This window comes from Gordonia sp. 11cp (genome assembly GCF_057767225.1).
In genome coordinates this window covers 666,363-683,822 of the sequence record NZ_CM173437.1, presented here as the reverse complement: position 1 = coordinate 683,822, position 17,460 = coordinate 666,363, and the positions used below count along the sequence as shown (strand labels likewise).

The following is a 17,460-nucleotide window of genomic DNA, read 5'->3' as shown; positions in this document are numbered from 1 at the left end:
TCCATTGATATAGTTGCGAAAAATGTGAGAGACGGAGGACCGACGTGGATTTCGAGCTGACAGAAGATCAGGCCACGATCCGGGACGCGGTTGCCGAGCTGGCCGCCAAGTTCGACGACCAGTACTGGGCCGCCAAGGACGAGGCGCACGAGTTCCCCCGCGAGTTCTACGACGCCTTTGCCGAGGGGGGCTGGCTGGGTATCACCACTCCTGAGGAGTACGGCGGACACGGCTACGGCATCACCGAGGCGTCGATCCTGCTGGAGCAGGTCGCGGCGTCGGGTGCCGGGATGAACGGTGCGAGCTCGATGCACCTGTCCATCTTCGGCATGCACCCGGTGATCGTGCACGGCAGCGAGGAGCTGAAGAAGCGGACGCTGCCGCGCATCGTCAACGGCGATCTCCACGTGTGCTTCGGGGTGACAGAACCCGGCGCCGGACTCGACACCACCAAGATCACGACATTCGCCAAGCGCGACGGCGACAAGTACATCGTGAACGGCCGAAAGGTGTGGATCTCGAAGGCTGTCGAGTCGGAGAAGATCCTCCTGCTCACCCGGACTCAGAAACTGGACGAGTCGCCCCGGAAGACCGACGGGATGACGCTGTTCCTCACCGACCTCGACCGGGACAAGGTCGACATCCGGCCGATCAAGAAGATGGGCCGCAATGCGGTCACGTCCAACGAGCTGTTCATCGACGGGCTGGAGATCCCGGTCGAGGACCGCGTCGGCGAGGAGGGCGAGGGCTTCAAGTACATCCTCGACGGTCTGAACCCGGAGCGGATGCTGGTCGCCGCCGAGGCGCTCGGGATCGGCCGGGCCGCGATGCGCGCCGCGGTGCGGTACGGCAACGACCGCGAGGTCTTCGGCCGCCCGATCGGGAAGAACCAGGGCATCCAGTTCCCGCTCGCGGACTCGCTCGCCCGCCTCGACGCCGCCGAACTCGTGTTGCGCAAGGCGACGTGGCTCTACGACAACGGCAAACCCTGTGCCCGCGAGGCGAACACGGCCAAGTACCTGTGTGCTGACGCCGGCTTCGACGCCGCCGATCGGGCGCTTCAGACCCACGGCGGTATGGGTTACTCCGAGGAGTACAACGTGTCCCGCTACTTCCGCGAAGCGCGCCTGACGCGTATCGCCCCGATCAGCCAGGAGATGGTCTTGAACTACCTCGGTTCCCACGTCCTCGGCCTTCCCAGGAGCTACTGATGACCGCAGTCGACAAGGACGACCTGAACTCCGCGTACCCCACCTCGGCCGGCGTGTTCGGACTCGCGGGCCGAACAGCCCTGATCACCGGGGCCGGTGGCGGGGTGGGCGCGGCGGTGGCCGAGGCCTACGCCGCCGCGGGTGCCGCGGTCCTGGTGACCGACATCGACAAGGACGCCGCCGCCCAGGTCAGCCAGCGGATCACCGCCCGTGGCGGTGTGGCCGAGCCGTTCGCGCTGGACGTCTGCGACGGCGACAGCGCTCGTGATGCCGCGGCGGCCGCCGCGCAGCTCGGCGGTGGGACCCTGAACATCGTCGTGAACAATGCCGGTGTCATCGCTCCCGCCATGTTCCCGAAGATGGACGAGGCGCGTTTTCGCAAGGTCCTCGACACGCATCTGATGGGCAGCTACCACTGCAGTCATGCGGCACTGGACCACCTGCCCGACGACGGCACCGGCCGGATCATCAACGTGACGTCGGCCGCGGGACTCACCGGCACCATCGGCCAGGCCAACTACGGTGCGGCCAAGGCGGCGATCGTCGGGCTGACCAAGTCGCTCGCCCGGGAGCTCGCGAAGCAGTCGGTGACGGTCAACGCGGTTGCACCGCTGGCGGCCACCGCCATGACCGAGAACATCCGGTCCAACGAGAAGCTCGCAGCCAAGACCCTCGCCCGGATTCCACTTGCGCGCTGGGCCTTTCCCGAAGAGATCGCCCCGACGTTCGTCTTCCTGGCCTCGGACGCGGCAGGCTACATCACCGGCCAGATCCTGCCGGTCGACGGCGGGACGGTGATCTGAGATGGCACGTGTGACAGGACCTTTCGTGTCATCCGGCCGGGAGGTGGTGATCGCCGAGGCGGTGCGGACACCGATCGGCAGATCCCATCCGGAGAAGGGCTGGTTCCGCGACATCCACCCCAACGCGATGCTCGCCGCCTGCTACCAGGATCTGATCGGACGGTCAGGCCTCGATCCGAGCGTCGTCGAGGATCTGGTGATCGGGTGCACCGCACCGTTCGGAGAGCAGTCCCGCAACATCGGGCGTAATGCGTGGCTGCAGGCCGGGTATCCACCCGAGGTGCCCGCCACCACTCTCGACCGGCGGTGCGGATCCGCGCAGACGGCCGTCAATTTCGCGGCGTCCCTGGTGGCCTCGGGGGTCCACGACATCGTCATCGCGGGCGGTGTCGAACACATGGGACACGTGCCGATGAACTCGCCGGCGAAGATCAGCGAGCTCTACGGCGAGCCGTGGCCCGAAGAGTTGCGCGCACGCTACGACTTCGTGACGCAGGGTGAGAGCGCCGAACTCATCGCCGAGCGATGGGATCTCTCACGTGAGGAGATGGATCGTTTCGCCGTCCGCTCCCACGAACTGGCGGTCGCCGCGATCGCGGCGGGACGATTCGTCGACGAGATGGTCCCCATGGAGCTCGACGGGGAGGTACGGACCGGCGACCAGACAGTTCGCCCGGGCACCTCGATGGAGTCGCTGGCCGGGCTGAAGACCGTGTTCCGCGCCGAGAACGGACGGATCACCGCGGGGACGTCGAGTCCCATCTGCGACAGCGCGGCCGCGGTCCTGCTGTGCACGAGGGAAGCGGCCGAGCGTCACGGACTTCGGATCCGCGCGCGCATCGCCGACCAGACGACGGTCGGGGTGGACCCGATCATCATGCTGACGGGTCCCATCCCGGCGACGCGAAAACTGCTCGAGCGCAACGAACTCACGGTCGATGACATCGATCTGTTCGAGGTCAACGAGGCGTTCTCGTCGGTGGTGCTGGCATGGCAGCGCGAACTCAAGCCCGACGAGGACCGGGTCAACGTGAACGGCGGCGCAATCGCACTCGGCCACGCCGTGGGTGCGACCGGCGCGCGACTCATCGCATCTCTCCTCCACGAGATGGAGCGGCGCGACAGCCGGCTCGGACTGGTGACGATGTGCTGCGGCGGTGGTCTCGGTACCGGAACCCTCATCGAACGAGTCGATTGATGATCGACTTCGCGGCGTGGCTCCGGCCGGGGATGGGGGTGTGGTGGAGCCAGGCGGCCGCCGAACCCCGGCCTCTGGTCGACCAGCTGCTGGAACAGGCGCCGGATCTCGGACCACTCCGATTGTTCACCGGCCTGAGTTGGAACGACCAACTCGCGCACTCGCTCTCGCCTGCCGACATGATGGTGTCCTACGGCGGTCTCGGGGCGCTCCGGGACCTCGGTGCCACCGACCAGCTCGATGTCGTGCCCTGTCACTACTCGGCGCTGCCCCGGATGTTCGCCGAGCACCGGCTGCCGTGTGACGCCGGCCTGCTGCAGGTCTCCCCGCCCGATCGCGACGGGATGTGCTCGCTCGGGATCGGGGTGGACTACATGGCCGATGCCATCGAACACACGTCGCTGCTGTTCGCGGAGATCAACCGCCAGATGCCGGCCGTCGCCGGGTCGCCGCGGGTGCCGTTGAGCCGGTTCACCGCCACCATCGAGACCGACCGTCCGCTACAGGAAGAGGATCGCCGACCCGCCGGCGATCTCGACCGCGCCATCGCAGGCCATATCGCACACCTCATCGACGACGGTGACACCATCCAGGTGGGCATCGGGTCCACCGGTGCCGCCGTGTTCGATGCGCTGTCCGGACACAAGGATCTCGGTGTCCACACGGGTATGATCACCGATGGTGTGCTCCGTCTGATCGAGAAGGGCGTGCTCACCGGCGCCCGCAAGCAGATCGATGTCGGGATGGCCGTCGCGGGCACCGCGCTGGGTTCGGCGGAACTCTACGAACGGATCACCGATCTGCCGGTGTTGTTCCGGCCGACCAGCTACACGCACACTCCGCCGGTTCTCTCCCGCCTGTCCTCGCTCGTCGCGGTCAACTTCGCCATCGAGGTCGATCTCACCGGTCAGGTCGGCGCCGAGATGAGTCGCGGAACCTATCTGGGCGCCGTCGGTGGGCAGGTCGACTTCGCGCGTGCCGCGGCACTCACGGGCAAACGATCCATCGTCGCACTCCGATCGACGATGCGCGGCCGGTCCTCGATCAAGTTCTCCCTCGACGAGGGCGTGGTCACGACCGCTCGCGCCGACGTCGACTGCGTGGTCACCGAGCACGGTGTCGCACACCTGCGGGGTCAACCCCTCGCCGAGCGACGGCGACGCCTGATCGACGTCGCCGCACCCGAATTCCGTGATGAGCTCACCCGAGCGGTTCAGTCCGCAACCGGCTAGCTCGCACCGATCACCACATCAACCCCGAAAGGACACACCATGAGCAACCGAGTAGCACTCGTCACCGGCGGCGCACAGGGCATCGGCGAAGGGATCTCGCGCAGACTCGGCGCCGAGGGATTCCGCGTCGCGATCGCCGATCTCAACCTCGAGGTCGCGCAACAGACCGCCAAGGAGATCGTCGCCGCCGGTGGCGAGGCGATCGCCGTGCCGATCGACGTCACCGACACCGCCTCGGTGAAAGCGGCTGTCGAGCAGGTGACCGCAGAACTCGGTCCCGTCGAGATCGCGGTGAACAACGCCGGGTGGGATGACTTCATGAAGTTCGTCGACACCGACGAGGACTTCTGGGACAAGATCCTCGAGATCAACTTCAAGGGCTCGCTGCGGGTGAACCACACGGTGGTTCCGGGGATGGTCGAACGCGGATTCGGCCGGATCATCAACATCGGCTCCGACGCCGGTCGTGTCGGCTCGTCCCTCGAGGCGGTGTACTCGGGAGCCAAGGGCGGCACCATCGCCTTCACGAAGACCCTCGCGCGCGAGGTCGCCACCAAGGGTGTCACCGCGAACAGCGTGTGCCCGGGCCCCACCGACACGCCCGCGCTCCGCAAGTTCGCCGACAACTCCGGCCAGGACGCCGACAAGGTTCTCGGCGGGATGACCAAGGCCGTGCCGATGAAGCGCCTCGCAACGCCCGCGGACATCGCTGCCGCGGTGGCCTTCTTCGCATCCGACGATGCCGGATACATCACCGGGCAGACGCTGTCGGTCAGCGGCGGCCTGACGATGGCGTAGTCGATCGTGACCGACGTGTCCGTGGGGTGGTCGACGGTCCAGCGGTACGAGGACGTCGACTACTCCCGTACGGAGGACGGGATCGCCAAGATCACCATCTGCCGGCCCGAGGTGCACAATGCGTTCCGCCCGCAGACCCTGATCGAGATCTCCGACGCACTCACGCACGCGCGTGAGGACCCGTCCATCGGAGTCATCGTGCTGACCGGCGAGGGCGACAAGGCGTTCTGTTCGGGTGGCGATCAGCGGGTGCGCGGTGACACCGGTTATCTGACCGAACCGGACCGCCCGGGAGCGGTCGGGCGGTTCCATGTCACCGACCTCCAGGTGCAGATCCGACGCCTCCCGAAGCCGGTCGTGGCCATGGTCGCCGGTTACGCAATCGGCGGGGGGCATGTGCTGCAGATCGTCTGCGACCTCACGATCGCCGCCGACAACGCCCGGCTCGGACAGGTCGGCCCCCAGGTGGGCTCGTTCGACGGCGGTTTCGGCGCGGGACTGCTGGCGAACATCGTCGGCGCCCGTAAGGCCAAGGAGATCTGGTTCCTGTGCCGGCAGTACGACGCCGCGCAGGCGCTCGAGATGAACCTGGTCAACACCGTTGTGCCGCTGAAGGATCTGGAGTCGGAAACCGTCGCGTGGTGTCGCCGGATGCTGGAACTGTCACCGTTGGCGCTGCGGCTGATGAAGGCGAGTTTTCACGCTGCCGAGGACGGACTCGCCGGAATCCAGCAGCTCGCACACGACACCAATCTGCTCTTCTACTCGACCGACGAGGCCAAAGAGGGCCGCGAGGCCTTCAAGGCGAAGCGGACCCCGGACTTCGGTCGGTTTCCCCGGCGCTCCTGACCCCACGCGAAAGGCCCCACTCATGACGACGTTCGGCGTCAACGCTTTCGGTACCGGCACAGGTCCCGCGCGCTTCTCCTCGATGGTCGACCTCGCTCGCGAAGCCGAGGCGGCCGGGTGCGCGGCGATCTGGACCAGCGAACTCTACAGCCGGTCGGCAACCATCCCGATGGCCGCACTCGCCGCCGGCACCAGCACCATTGCGATCGGCTCGAACATCGCCTACGGCGTGGGTCGGAGCCCGCTGATGTGGGCGGCGGAGGCACGCGATCTGGATGAGATGTCAGGTGGGCGAATCATTCTCGGGCTGGGCAACGGAACACCCAAGATGATGGAGGCCTGGCACGGCGTGAGCGGCGAGGCGCCCGCGGCGAGGATGGCCGAACTCCTCTCCGTGCTGAAGGCGCTGTGGCGTCTCCACGAAGGTCCGGTGCACCATGACGGACGGTTCTACTCGATCCACATCACCCCGACCGCGGATGTGCCCGTACCGATACGGCCCGAGATCCCGATCTGGATCGCGGGAGTCAACAAGCACATGCTGCGCACCGCGGGGCGCCACGCCGACGGGCTCGTGGGTCACCCGATGTTCACCGCCGAGTACGTCCGGGGTCCGGTGCAGGACGAGATCTCGGTGGGAGCGCGGAGCGTCGACCGTGATCCGGCGGACGTGACGATCATGGGGATCCGGATGTGCGCGATCAACGACGACGTCGACCTGGCGCGTCGTCAGGCGGCGTTCGCCATCGGGCAATACGCCGCGTCCCGTGTCTACGATCGGTTGTTCGAGCTACACGGTTGGAGCAAGGACCAAGAGGTGATCCGACAGGCTGCACGCGACCGTGACGAGGAAGCCCTCGTGCGGGCGGTGACCGACGACATGATCGACACCATCACCATCGCCTGTGCTCCCTCGGAGTTCGCCGACGCGATCGCTCGTATCCCCGACGGGTTCGATCATCTCGACCTCATCGCGCCGCCATGGGGCCTGTCCGATGAACAGACCCGCGCCACCACGTCGGCGATCCTCGAGGGACTGCGCAAGCATCTGGCGACTCGACCGGTCTGAGGTCACGTTCCGACGGTCAGGCGTCGGACAGGTCGATCTCGGTTCGCTGCTCGACCTGCACGACGGCTTCGGCATAGCCGTGGACGTGCTTGGTCATCCGCCGCATCGCTGCCGCGGAATCGCCTGCCCGGATGGCGTCTGTGATGTTCTTGTGCGCACGGTGCGTGGTCTTTCGGACGTCGTCGTCGACGAATGCGGTGTTCTCGGTGGAGCTGTAGATCGCGGTCGACAGTGCCGTCATGAACCCGGTCAGCAATTCGTTGTGGCTGGCGATGGCGACGGCGAGGTGCCAGTCGACGTTCGCCTGCAGGAATGATTCGAGAGGCAGAGAAGTGTCCCCCAGCGTGGTGTTCGCGGAGTCGAGAGCTGCCAGGTCGTCGTCGGTCCGGTACTTCGCTGCCAAACTCGCACACGCGGGCTCGATGGCCTCTCGGGTCTCCAGGAGGGCCGTCAGCCGCAGTTGCTGACCGCGGATGAGGAGGCTGACCGAGGTGGCCACCGAGTCGCCGCCGGGCTGCTGGACGAAGGCGCCACCGGATCGGCCGGTTTTGATCGCGACCAGGCCCTGTACCTCGAGAATCCGCAGCGCCTCACGTACGGTCGTGCGACTCATCTTGGTCTGGGTGACCAGCTCCCGCTCCGGCGGCAATGCGGTTCCGGAGGGAAAATCACCCCGGAGGATTCGTTCGCGAAGGTCGTTGGCGAGAACATCGGATGCCTTGGGCACCTGCATCGGCTGGAGTTGAACGGGATGACGTGCAACCGTGCTCGACGAGGACGACTCGGGCATGAGACCTACTTCCTGTGCATTTGGTCGTACCTAATCTAACAGCAGAGCGAGTCCATATGCGACTCCTAGCTGCACAAGTGTGTCCATGGTATTTTGGTCATACCAAAGTAATGGTTGACTTGGAATGTGATGGATGGCTACGTTGCAGGAGAACCGCGGTCGAACGACGACTGCCGCGATGGATGCGAGGGACTGCCGATGACCGAGCGAGCCGACGACATTGTCACCTGGACGACGGTGAAGCCGGGCATCACCTCGGTCGTGCTGAACCGGCCACCCGCCAACGCGCTGGGGATTCGATTGCTGGAGGGACTGCACCTCGCCATCGACGCCGCGGAGAAGGCCGGCGATGTCAAGGTCATGGTGATCTCGTCCGCGCTGCCGAAGTTCTTCGCCGCCGGGGCCGACATCAAGCATCTGTCCTCGATCGACGCCGAGTCGTTCACCGCGTATGGCGACGAGATGCGGAAGGTGAACGACCGCCTGGCCGCAGCGAAATGGATCTCCATCGCCGCTGTGGACGGCGTCGCGCTCGGCGGCGGCCTCGAACTGGCGATGGCCTGCACGCTCCGCGTGTCCGGCAGCGGTGGAAGATTCGGCTTGCCGGAGGTGAAGTTGGGCCTGATCCCCGGCGCCGGCGGTACCCAGCGACTACCGCGTCTCGTGGGCCGCGGCCGCGCGCTCGACATCATGCTCACCGCCCGTCAGGTCGGAGCCGAGGAGGCCTACCGGATCGGATTGGTCGACCGCGTGACCGACGGGGATGTTCTCGAGGCGGGGCTGTCGTTCGCCGACGAGCTGGTCGGCCCGTCGCTACCGGCCCAGTTGTCCGTCGTCCGCACCGTCGACGCCGCCTTCGACCTCCCCATCGAGGAGGGCGCACGATTCGAGGTGTCCGAGATCCAGTCACTGTTCGAGCACGGCGAGGCGGCCGAGGGCATTACGGCATTCGTCGCCAAGCGCGCACCGCAGTTCCGCTGACACCCCACAGACCGACGTTCGACATTGCATCGATGACTAGGAGCCGGGCGATGAAAACTCTGGACGAGACCTTTGAGACCTTCCTCGCGGAGGAGGTGAAGCCGGGGATCGTGCTGGTCACGCTCAACCGTCCGGATCGCTACAACGCGATGACCAACACGATGTTCCTGGAACTCGAGCGTCTTGCCTGGGGTCTGGAGACCGAGGACAGCTGCCGAGTGGTCATCCTGACCGGCGCGGGCAAGGCGTTCTGTTCGGGTTACGATCTCGCCGATGCCGACGACCTGCCCAACCTGGGTGCTCTGGGCATGCTCGACCAGCAGGAACGCGCCGCCCGGGCGTTGTCCGCGATCCGGTCGCTGAGGGTGCCGGTCATCGCGGCGGTCAACGGCCCCGCCGCCGGCGGTGGACTCGCGTTGGCGCTCGCCGCCGACATCCGGCTCGCCGGTGCCGCTGCGAAATTCAATGCCGCGTTCGTCCGGATCGGGCTGTCCGCGGGAGATCTGGGGACTTCCTGGCTCCTGACCCGCCTGATCGGCCCGGCGAAGACCAGCGAGATCTGTTTCACCGGACGCATCGTCGAGGCCGAGGAAGCCGCGCAACTCGGCCTCGCCAATTCGGTGAGCGCCGATGACGTGGTCGCCGACGCCATCGGCCTGGCCGAGACGATCGTCACGAATTCGCCTGGCGGGGTGCAGTTGTCCAAGCGCGCCCTGCAGGCCAACCTCGAAGTCGGCTCGTACGCGGCAGCCCTCGAACTCGAGAACCGCGGGCAGGCTCTGCTGACGAGGAGTCCGGACATGGCCGAGGCGCTCAACGCCTTCAAGGAGAAGCGTGCGCCCGTCTTCCAGGGCCGATGAGCATCCGGTGTCCCCACAAGAGGCGAGGCAGGCGATCATGACATTCGAGTTCCCCGAACTGGAGACACTGACCTTCGACGAGCCGGAGCCCGGTGTCGGGGTGCTCCGGATCAACCGTCCTGATCGGATGAACTCGCAGACGGTGACGATGTTCCACGAGTACCTCGCCGCCGGACGCGCGCTGCGCGACAGCGGATTGCGCGCGCTCATCCTGACCGGAACGGGGGAGCGGGCCTTCTGTGCCGGATTCGATCTGGACGAGATCCACGTCATCACCGAGATGGGCGTCCGGGAGTTCCTGAAGTTCCAGGAGACCGCGACCGGCGGTATCCAGTCCCTCAGACACCTTCCCTTCCCGGTGATCGCCGCCATCCATGGCCCCGCCACCGGCGGTGGTCTGGCGCTCGCACTGGCCGCCGACATCCGACTGGCAGCCCCGACACTGAAGATGAGCGCGGCATTCGTCAAGGTCGGACTCTCGTGCGGCGAACTGGGCACCTCGTACAACCTCTCTCGATTGGTCAACCCGGCGCGGGCGGCCGAGATCGGTTACACGGCACGGATCGTCGAAGCCGACGAAGCGCTTGCCATCGGTCTGGTCAATCATGTCCATCCCACGGAGTCGTTGTTCGACGAGGCGTTGGCGATGGCCCGGCAGATCGCACAGAACTCCCCGGGGGGCGTGCGGATGTCGAAGCGGGCCATCCAGCGGAACACCGAGATCGGTTCGTACGAGGCCGCTCTGGAACTGGAGAACCGTGGACAGGCGCTCCTGACCCGTTCCGAGGACATGCCCGAAGCGCTGGCCGCCTTCAAGGAGAAGCGGACTCCCGAATTCACCGGGCGGTGACCGCGATGGCCTGGGACTGGACCGCCGAGACCCTGGCGTCGTTGCGCCGGTTTCTCGAGTCGCGCGGGATATTGACCGGTGACATCACGACGAAACCCATCGGCGACGGTCACTCGAACCTGACCTTTCTCGTCAGTGACGCGACGAGCAGCGTGGTGGTCCGGCGTCCCCCGCCTCCGCCCATTCCGCCCGGCGCTCACGACATGCTCAGGGAGGCGAAGCTGCTGTCGGCATTGGCTCCCAGTGCCGTACCGGTCCCCGAGGTGCTCGCCGTCGCACAGGCCGGCGAGGTGCTCGACGTCCCGTTCTACGTCATGAGCTTCGCCGACGGCCATGTGGTGACGACCACGACGCCGTCCCCCCTCGACACCGCGGAATGCCGTCGCGCGATCGGGCACAGCATGATCGACACTCTCGCGGAACTCCACGCAGTGGACTGGCGCGCAGCCGGACTCGAGAAGATGGGCCGCCCAGAGGGTTTCAACAGTCGTCACCTCCAGCGGATGCGTCGTCTGGTGGTCGACGACAACGACCGCGTGCCGGAACAGTTCGCCGATGTCGATCAGTGGTTGCAGGAGAACGCACCGTCGGAATCCGGTGCCACGCTGATCCACTGCGACTTCCGGATCGGCAACGTCGTCGTCGCACCGGAAGCGCCGGGGCGCATCGCCGCGGTCCTCGACTGGGAACTCGCCACCATCGGCGACCCGCTGCTCGACGTGGGTTATCTGCTCGCGACGGTCCCGACGGCGGGCCTCCCGATGAATCCGACCGCGGAACTCAGTGCCGCGCTGCTCGAGGACGGTTATCCGTCGACAGACGAACTGGCGCAGCGGTACAGCGACCGGACGGGCCGGGACCTCAGCGGCCTCGCGTGGTACACGACGTTGTCGCTGTGGAAGCTCGCCGTGCTGTACGAATACAGCCGCCGCCGGGTCGTGGAGGGCATCGGGGATCCGTACTACACCGACCCGGCGCTCGTGGAGCGGTTCCTCGACGATGCGCGCCGGTCGTCAGGTCTCACCTGAGCCGGCTCAGGCCGGAGACGTGCGGCCGTCCCACGCGGCCGCCGCAACGTTGGAAAGGAACGCAGATGGCCGCAGACACGGATACGGCAAGCTTTCACGACCGCCTCGTCGGCCCGGAGGCAGTGGACCTGCCACGGGGATTCTTCGACCGACTGATGTTCAACATGCATCCGGTAGACGAGCGTTCGCCGTCGGTGATCATGGGGTACGGCATCTACCCGCCCCGGGGGACGAGTGACGGCTTCGTCGTCGTCACCGACGACGCCGAACAGCGTAATCTGCGCTTCTCCAGCGAGATCGAGGCCAGCGGACGACAGGGAGCCGGCCCGTTCTCCTTCGAGGTCGTCGAGCCGAACCAGGAATGGCGACTCACGCTGGCTCCCAACGACATCGCTGTCGAGTTCGATCTCACCTGGCGGGCGAGGACACCGGCCTGGTTCGGCGAGGTCGCGGTCGAGAACTCCTCGGCCACGCGCACCGCGTTCGATCATCTCTTCCAGTCCGGGCGCTACGAGGGATCGCTCCGGATCGACGGTCGCGAGACCTCGGTGGACGGTTGGTACGGACAGCGGGACAGGTCGCGCGGAGTCCGGACGATGTCCGGTGGTCAGGGACTCCACATCTGGTACCAGGCCCAGTTCCCGGATTTCGCGGTCGGTTTCCTGCTCGTCGAGACCCGCGACCACGACCGGTTGCTTCTCGAGGGTGCGGTGATGCACGAGGACGGAAGGCTCGACCCGATCGTCGACGTCCGGCATTCACTGGAGTTCACCGAGACCGGCGATCTCGTCGAGGGTGACGTTCAGGTCGCCACCGGTTCTGGTGAGAAGTACGTCGTGCACGCGGATGCCCGTGCGGGCGGCGGATACATGGCCGGCGCCGGATACGGTGGCCACCACGGTGAGTCCCACGGCATCGACCACATCGAGCACGACCGGTATCCGCTCGACGGTTCGGTGTCGCCGCGTTCCCTCGACTCCGCCCTCACCGATCGGTTGTGCTCGTTCAGCCTCGACGGTCTTCGCGGCAGCGGCGTCTTCGAGTTCGCTCTCACCCGCAGTTCGAAGTACACGTACCGACCCACCCTCTGAGGGTCTCGCTCGCCGACGTTCCACCCCATACAGAAGGGGCGCATCCGATGGATGCGCCCCTTCTGTTCTCTTCTGGGTCGGTGCGGTGTCACACGCTCCGCTGGGCCTTGCTCGATTCCGAGGCGGCCTTGCTCGTCTCCTTGATCTGCGCCCAGTCGGCGTCGGTCAGACTCGTCAGTCCGGCGAATGTCCCGGGGCCGGCCAGCATCTGGCCGCCGTCCATGGCGATCGTCTGTCCGGTGAGGTAGTCACAGGCGTCGGACAACAAGAACATGGTGAGGTTCGCGAGCTCCTCCATGGTTCCGGTGCGGCCCGCCGGGATCTGGTCGGCCTGCGTTGCGCCGACCGCGCTCTTGTCAGTGGGGTTGAGCATCTCCCACGCATAGTCGGTCGGGATGGGACCGGGGGCAAGGGCATTGACCCGGATGTTGTACTTCGCCCACTCGACGGCCAGTGACATCGTCATCGAATGGACCGCGGCCTTCGCCATCGCCGACGGGACCACGAATGCCGAACCGGTCCACACCCAGGTGGTGAGTGTCGACAGGACGGAACCGGGCAATCCGTCTGCGATCCAGCGTTTCCCGGCGGCATGGGTGGTGTGGAACGACCCGTTCATGACCGTGCTGGTGATGGCGGAGAATGCGCGCGGACTGAGATCCTTCGTCTGCGCGATGAAGTTGGCGGCCGCGTTGTTGACCACACCGGTCAGCGGTCCGTGGTCCGCCCAGATACGGCCCATCGTCTCGTCGACGTTGTCGTAGTCGCGGACATCCACCGTGTGATAGTGCACAGAGTCGGGTCGAGACGCCGATGCCTCGTCCGCAGCTTCGGCGAGGACTGCATCGCGGCGACCCCACAGATGGACGTCGGCGCCGTGCTCGACGAGGTGGCGGGCGACGCCGCGTCCCAGGCCGGTGCCGCCGCCGGTGATCAGGATCCGCTTACCCGACAGGAGTTGCGGCGAGAATGTGGGTTGTTGCTCGGTCATCGTGTTTCTCCATCTCTTGCACGGTCGTCGCCGGGGTGCGAATCACAATCCGACGTGGTTGGCGATGATCTCGCGCTGGATCTCGTTGGTACCGCCGTAGATCGGTGGGGCGAGTGCGCGTCGGACCTGCGCCTCCATGCCGTATTCGCGCGCATACCCGTAGCCACCCATCAACTGCATCGCTTCCAGACTGGTGTTCTTGGCGACTTCGGTGCACCGCATCTTCGCCATCGCGCTCTCGCGGGCCAGGTCATCTTCGAGGCCGGCGTCGATTTTCGCTGCCACGTCGTACACGAACACCCGCGCGAGCTCGACATCGGTTGCGAGATCCGCGATTCGATGGCGCAATGCCTGGAACGACGAGATCGGGACGCCGAACTGCTCGCGGCCGCGCGCGTAGGCGATGACGTCATCCAATGCACGACGAGCCGCGCCGACACTCATGGCGGCGATGATCAGTCGTTCGATGCTCAACCCGCGCATGAGCTGTTTCCACGCCTCGCGCGGTGTCCCGACCACGGCGTCTCGAGGGACTTCCACGTCGGTGAAGAACACGTCGTTGCAGGTGTGGGCTTCCATCGTCTCGATGGGGCGGATCTCCACGCCCGCGGCGGACGTCGGCACCATCAGCAGGGTCATGCCCTGGTGTTTCGTACCGGACGAATCCTCGCGCGCGAGCACCAGGATGTGTTCGGCGACGTGGGCGGCGGAGATCCACGTCTTCTGACCGTTGACGACATACCTGTCGCCGTCGCGCCGCGCACTCACCCGGAGGCCGGCGAGGTCCGAGCCGGCGCCCGGCTCGCTGAGCGCGATCGCCTCCAGCCTCCCGGACGTCAGGTTGGCGACCACGGTCTTCTTCTGATCGTCGGTGCCCCACCGCAGGTAGGTCTGGGCTGCGGTCAATCCCGTCGCGTACCCGGTGATGGGTGCGAGACCCCGGGCGGATTCCTCGAGGAAGATACACTCGTCGACGAATCCTGCTCCGCCGCCGCCGAAATCCTCCGGCAGGGACACGCCCAGCCATCCGTTGCGCGCCATGTCGGCGAGCACCGAGGGGCTGTTCGACAGCGTGCCCCCGTCGGTCACGGAGTCGCGCTGGGCGACAGTTGCCAGTTCGCGGCGACAGTACTCCTGCACTGCCGCCGCGAACTCACGTTGTTCGGGGGAGAACCGCACTCACTTGCCCCGGTACTTGGAGAAGTCGGGCTTGCGCTTCTCGTTGAAGGCGGTGATGCCTTCCTGGGCCTCGGGTGTGTCGCCGAAGATCTCGAGCGTGGAGTACGCCATGGTTCCGATGCTGACGAAGTGCTCGGTGTCGGTGTTCATCGACTGCTTGAGGACCTTGAGCGCGGTGGGCGAGAAGTCCAGCATCTGGTCGGCCCAGGCGCGCACCTCGTTGCGGAGCTCGGCTGCCGGGACGACCTTGTTGACCAGGCCCCAGTCCAGGGCCTCCTCGGCCGACAGGCGACGCAGCATGAACCAGATCTCCCGGGCCCGCTTCTCGCCGACGACGCGTGCGAGGTAGCCCGACCCGAGACCGGCGTCGAACGAGCCCACCCGCGGTCCGTTCTGACCGAACTGCGCGGTGTCGGCGGCGATGGTGAGGTCGCACAGCACGTGCAGCACGTGGCCGCCGCCGATGGCGAGTCCGTTCACCGCCGCGATGACCGGCTTCGGGGCGTCGCGGATGACGCGGTGCAGCGCCTCGACCTCGAAGAGGCCGCTGTTCGACGGCCCATAGTCACCGGTCTCCATCCGCTGCTTCTGATCGCCGCCGGCACAGAACGCCTTGTCGCCGGCGCCGGTGAGCGCGATGACTCCCACGTCACTGCTTGCCCACGCCCTCTTGAAAGCGAGGACGAGTTCGTCCACGGTCTGCGCGCGGAAGGCGTTGTAGCGCTCCGGACGGTTGATGGTGATCCATGCCAAACCGTTGTCGACTTCGTAGGTGATGTCACTGAACTCGGTCATCAGACTTCGGTGTCCTCTCGTGTCGTGGGCGCACCGCCCGCTCCTGGTCATTGGACTGACCATTTGCAAGAACCATAGACGTCTCGCCGGAAGTCGGCAACAGGCTCGTCGCCGAGGCAGTGGTCCGATCTTTACAATTGGACAGGCCATATGTTCAGATCATGTGACTCTCGGCACAGTGCCGACGAGGCGACTGGAGACGAACAAGGAGAAGCGGCCGATGACCGAGACCGCGAGCGACGCCGGCGCGTCCCCCACACGTCAGCTCAACCGGTGGTGGTTCGCCGTCACCGGGTTCCTCACCTTGCTGTTCGGAAGCAGCACGGTCAACGTGCTGTTCAATGTCCTGGGTAAGGAGATGGCCGACGATTTCGGCTGGAATCGGAGCGTCATCACCAACGGATTTTCCGTCGAGACGATCCTCACCGGCGTCAGCATCGTCGTCCTCGGAGTGCTGGTCGACCGCTACGGTCCCCGGGTTCCGGCCATTCCCATGACCCTCGGTTTCGGTGTCGGCTTGATGTCGATGGCTGCGCTGCCGAACAGTCAGGCCGTTTTCTACCTGCTGTGCATCATCATCGGCGCGTGCGCGGGCGCCTTGAACCCCGTGGCCCACGCGACGGTGGTGAGCGCCTGGTTCGCCGACCGCCGAGGCCTCGCGCTCGGTGTGCTCATGGCCGGGATGGGCGCGTGCGGCGTGCTGATCCCGTATCTGGCGAACTTCGTGTTCGGCCTGGTGGGCTGGCGGGGGACCTTCCTCGTCATCGGGGCCCTCTGCACGATCATCCCGACGGCTGTCTACCTTTTCGTGACGCGCATGCCTCCTCGCTTCGAGGAAGAGCGGGAACAGGCGCGAGCGGCCGGCCGGACCGCCGGCGAGTCGCTGTGGTCGATCGCGCGCCGGTCTCGCCAGTTCTGGCTGCTCAGCGCCGCGATCTTCCTCGTGTCGACGGCTACCTTCGGTCTGATGTCGCAGGTTGTCCCGATGACCACCGACAAGGGGATCGACCGGTCTGTCGCCGTTGCGGTGCTGTCGGTGTTGAGTCTGTCCTCGGTGTTCGCCCGGCTCCTCGTGGGTTACCTGCTGGATCGGGTGTTCGCCCCGGCGATCGGTTCGGTGATCTTCGCTCTCTGCGGTGTCGGCGTGGCAATACTCATCTCGTCGAACAGTCCGGCGCCGATGTTCCTCGGTGCCGTCCTGGTGGGGCTCGCGCTGGGTGCGGAGGGGGACATAGCCGCGTACATGATCAGCCGGTACTTCCCCAAGCATTCGTATGGCCGCGTGCTGGGATTCGTGTACTTCCTCTTCGCCATGGGCTCTGCCACCGGCGTGTTCATCCTCGGGCAGGTGTACGGATTCACCGGTTCGTATGGCGCCGGGATCGTCCCCATCGTCGCGATGGTGGTCGTCGCGATCGTGTGCCTGCTCGGCATGGGTAGGTACCGGTACTCGCTGGATCATCGTGAACTGGCCGACGACCAGTCAGGCCCCGGCCCGGGAGCCGACGCCGAATCCGTGCGCGACGACGCCTCCGAGGCCCGACGATGAGCGCGCGATCCGTTGTGTCCGTCGGTATGACGGCAATCGAGGTCGTCATCACCGCTCTGATCCTGATGGCCGGGCTCGTCGTGCTGGTCGTGGCCGAACTGGTCGGCTGGGTGTTCCGCTCGTGAGCGGGGCGCACCATGGTTCCACGTGCGCGTCTGAGTCAGCTCGGGGCCTCCACCACAGTCG

The 17,460-nt window shown here is 66.2% G+C and carries 18 protein-coding genes; 14 read left to right on the top strand and 4 right to left on the bottom strand.

Annotated elements, in window-relative coordinates; translation table 11 throughout:
• Positions 1-44 precede the first annotated feature (44 nt).
• Genes AC3B6C_RS02820 through AC3B6C_RS02790 form a run of 7 tightly spaced genes read left to right on the top strand, consistent with a single transcriptional unit; the run spans position 45 to position 7,160 of the window.
• Complete coding sequence (locus tag AC3B6C_RS02820) at positions 45-1,211, top strand: acyl-CoA dehydrogenase family protein (RefSeq protein WP_488374829.1); 1,167 nt, start codon at positions 45-47, stop codon at positions 1,209-1,211.
• Positions 1,211-2,014, top strand: a complete 804-nt coding sequence (locus AC3B6C_RS02815) for an SDR family NAD(P)-dependent oxidoreductase (RefSeq protein WP_488374828.1) — start codon at positions 1,211-1,213, stop codon at positions 2,012-2,014. The genes AC3B6C_RS02820 and AC3B6C_RS02815 overlap by 1 nt, the downstream gene beginning before the upstream one ends.
• A 1-nt stretch (position 2,015) precedes the next feature.
• Positions 2,016-3,212 (top strand): thiolase family protein, encoded by a 1,197-nt coding sequence (locus AC3B6C_RS02810; protein ID WP_488374827.1) that lies wholly within the window; start codon positions 2,016-2,018, stop codon positions 3,210-3,212.
• The gene (locus AC3B6C_RS02805; RefSeq protein WP_488374826.1) at positions 3,212-4,444 is read left to right on the top strand and encodes an acetyl-CoA hydrolase/transferase family protein; all 1,233 of its coding nucleotides are present in this window, start codon (positions 3,212-3,214) and stop codon (positions 4,442-4,444) included. Before AC3B6C_RS02810 ends, AC3B6C_RS02805 begins: the two co-directional genes overlap by 1 nt.
• 39 nt (positions 4,445-4,483) lie before the next feature.
• Entirely contained in the window at positions 4,484-5,242 is a 759-nt protein-coding gene (locus AC3B6C_RS02800) for an SDR family NAD(P)-dependent oxidoreductase (protein WP_488374825.1), read from the top strand.
• 15 nt (positions 5,243-5,257) lie between these two features.
• Positions 5,258-6,091: a 1,4-dihydroxy-2-naphthoyl-CoA synthase gene (gene menB / locus AC3B6C_RS02795; protein WP_488376209.1), complete on the top strand. Its 834-nt coding sequence runs from the start codon at positions 5,258-5,260 to the stop codon at positions 6,089-6,091.
• A gap of 22 nt (positions 6,092-6,113) precedes the next feature.
• Positions 6,114-7,160, top strand: a complete 1,047-nt coding sequence (locus AC3B6C_RS02790) for an LLM class flavin-dependent oxidoreductase (protein ID WP_488374824.1) — start codon at positions 6,114-6,116, stop codon at positions 7,158-7,160.
• Between the two features lie 16 nt (positions 7,161-7,176).
• Here AC3B6C_RS02790 and AC3B6C_RS02785 read toward each other — a convergent pair whose 3' ends face one another.
• Positions 7,177-7,950, bottom strand: a complete 774-nt coding sequence (locus AC3B6C_RS02785) for a FadR/GntR family transcriptional regulator (protein WP_488374823.1) — start codon at positions 7,948-7,950, stop codon at positions 7,177-7,179.
• Positions 7,951-8,148: 198 nt separating this feature from the next.
• On the opposite strand from AC3B6C_RS02785, the gene AC3B6C_RS02780 reads away from it, so the two are divergent.
• The 5 genes from AC3B6C_RS02780 (at position 8,149) to AC3B6C_RS02760 (ending at position 12,760) form a co-directional block, all read left to right on the top strand.
• Positions 8,149-8,931 carry an enoyl-CoA hydratase/isomerase family protein gene (locus tag AC3B6C_RS02780; protein ID WP_488374822.1) on the top strand — a complete coding sequence of 261 codons (783 nt, stop codon included), beginning with the start codon at positions 8,149-8,151 and terminating at the stop codon, positions 8,929-8,931.
• A 50-nt stretch (positions 8,932-8,981) separates the two neighbouring features.
• Positions 8,982-9,791, top strand: a complete 810-nt coding sequence (locus AC3B6C_RS02775; protein WP_488374821.1) for an enoyl-CoA hydratase/isomerase family protein — start codon at positions 8,982-8,984, stop codon at positions 9,789-9,791.
• A 37-nt stretch (positions 9,792-9,828) separates the two neighbouring features.
• Positions 9,829-10,641, top strand: a complete 813-nt coding sequence (locus AC3B6C_RS02770; protein ID WP_488374820.1) for an enoyl-CoA hydratase/isomerase family protein — start codon at positions 9,829-9,831, stop codon at positions 10,639-10,641.
• A 5-nt stretch (positions 10,642-10,646) separates the two neighbouring features.
• Complete coding sequence (locus AC3B6C_RS02765; protein WP_488374819.1) at positions 10,647-11,669, top strand: phosphotransferase family protein; 1,023 nt, start codon at positions 10,647-10,649, stop codon at positions 11,667-11,669.
• 65 nt (positions 11,670-11,734) lie between these two features.
• Positions 11,735-12,760 carry an Rv3169 family protein gene (locus AC3B6C_RS02760; RefSeq protein WP_488374818.1) on the top strand — a complete coding sequence of 342 codons (1,026 nt, stop codon included), beginning with the start codon at positions 11,735-11,737 and terminating at the stop codon, positions 12,758-12,760.
• 88 nt (positions 12,761-12,848) lie between these two features.
• Here the strand turns inward: AC3B6C_RS02760 and AC3B6C_RS02755 are convergent, their stop codons facing one another.
• From AC3B6C_RS02755 to AC3B6C_RS02745, 3 genes are read right to left on the bottom strand one after another with little or no spacing between them, the layout of a single operon-like run.
• A complete protein-coding gene (locus AC3B6C_RS02755; protein WP_488374817.1) occupies positions 12,849-13,751 on the bottom strand; it encodes an SDR family oxidoreductase in 903 nt (300 codons plus the stop codon).
• Between the two features lie 42 nt (positions 13,752-13,793).
• On the bottom strand, positions 13,794-14,930 hold the full coding sequence (locus AC3B6C_RS02750; RefSeq protein ID WP_488374816.1) for an acyl-CoA dehydrogenase family protein: 1,137 nt from the start codon (positions 14,928-14,930) through the stop codon (positions 13,794-13,796).
• On the bottom strand, positions 14,931-15,725 hold the full coding sequence (locus AC3B6C_RS02745; RefSeq protein ID WP_488374815.1) for an enoyl-CoA hydratase-related protein: 795 nt from the start codon (positions 15,723-15,725) through the stop codon (positions 14,931-14,933).
• Positions 15,726-15,945: 220 nt separating this feature from the next.
• Between AC3B6C_RS02745 and AC3B6C_RS02740 the strand changes: the two genes are divergently transcribed.
• Both AC3B6C_RS02740 and AC3B6C_RS02735 read left to right on the top strand, forming a co-directional pair.
• Entirely contained in the window at positions 15,946-17,274 is a 1,329-nt protein-coding gene (locus tag AC3B6C_RS02740; RefSeq protein ID WP_488374814.1) for an MFS transporter, read from the top strand.
• On the top strand, positions 17,271-17,399 hold the full coding sequence (locus AC3B6C_RS02735) for a hypothetical protein (RefSeq protein ID WP_488374813.1): 129 nt from the start codon (positions 17,271-17,273) through the stop codon (positions 17,397-17,399). Before AC3B6C_RS02740 ends, AC3B6C_RS02735 begins: the two co-directional genes overlap by 4 nt.
• Positions 17,400-17,460 lie beyond the last annotated feature (61 nt).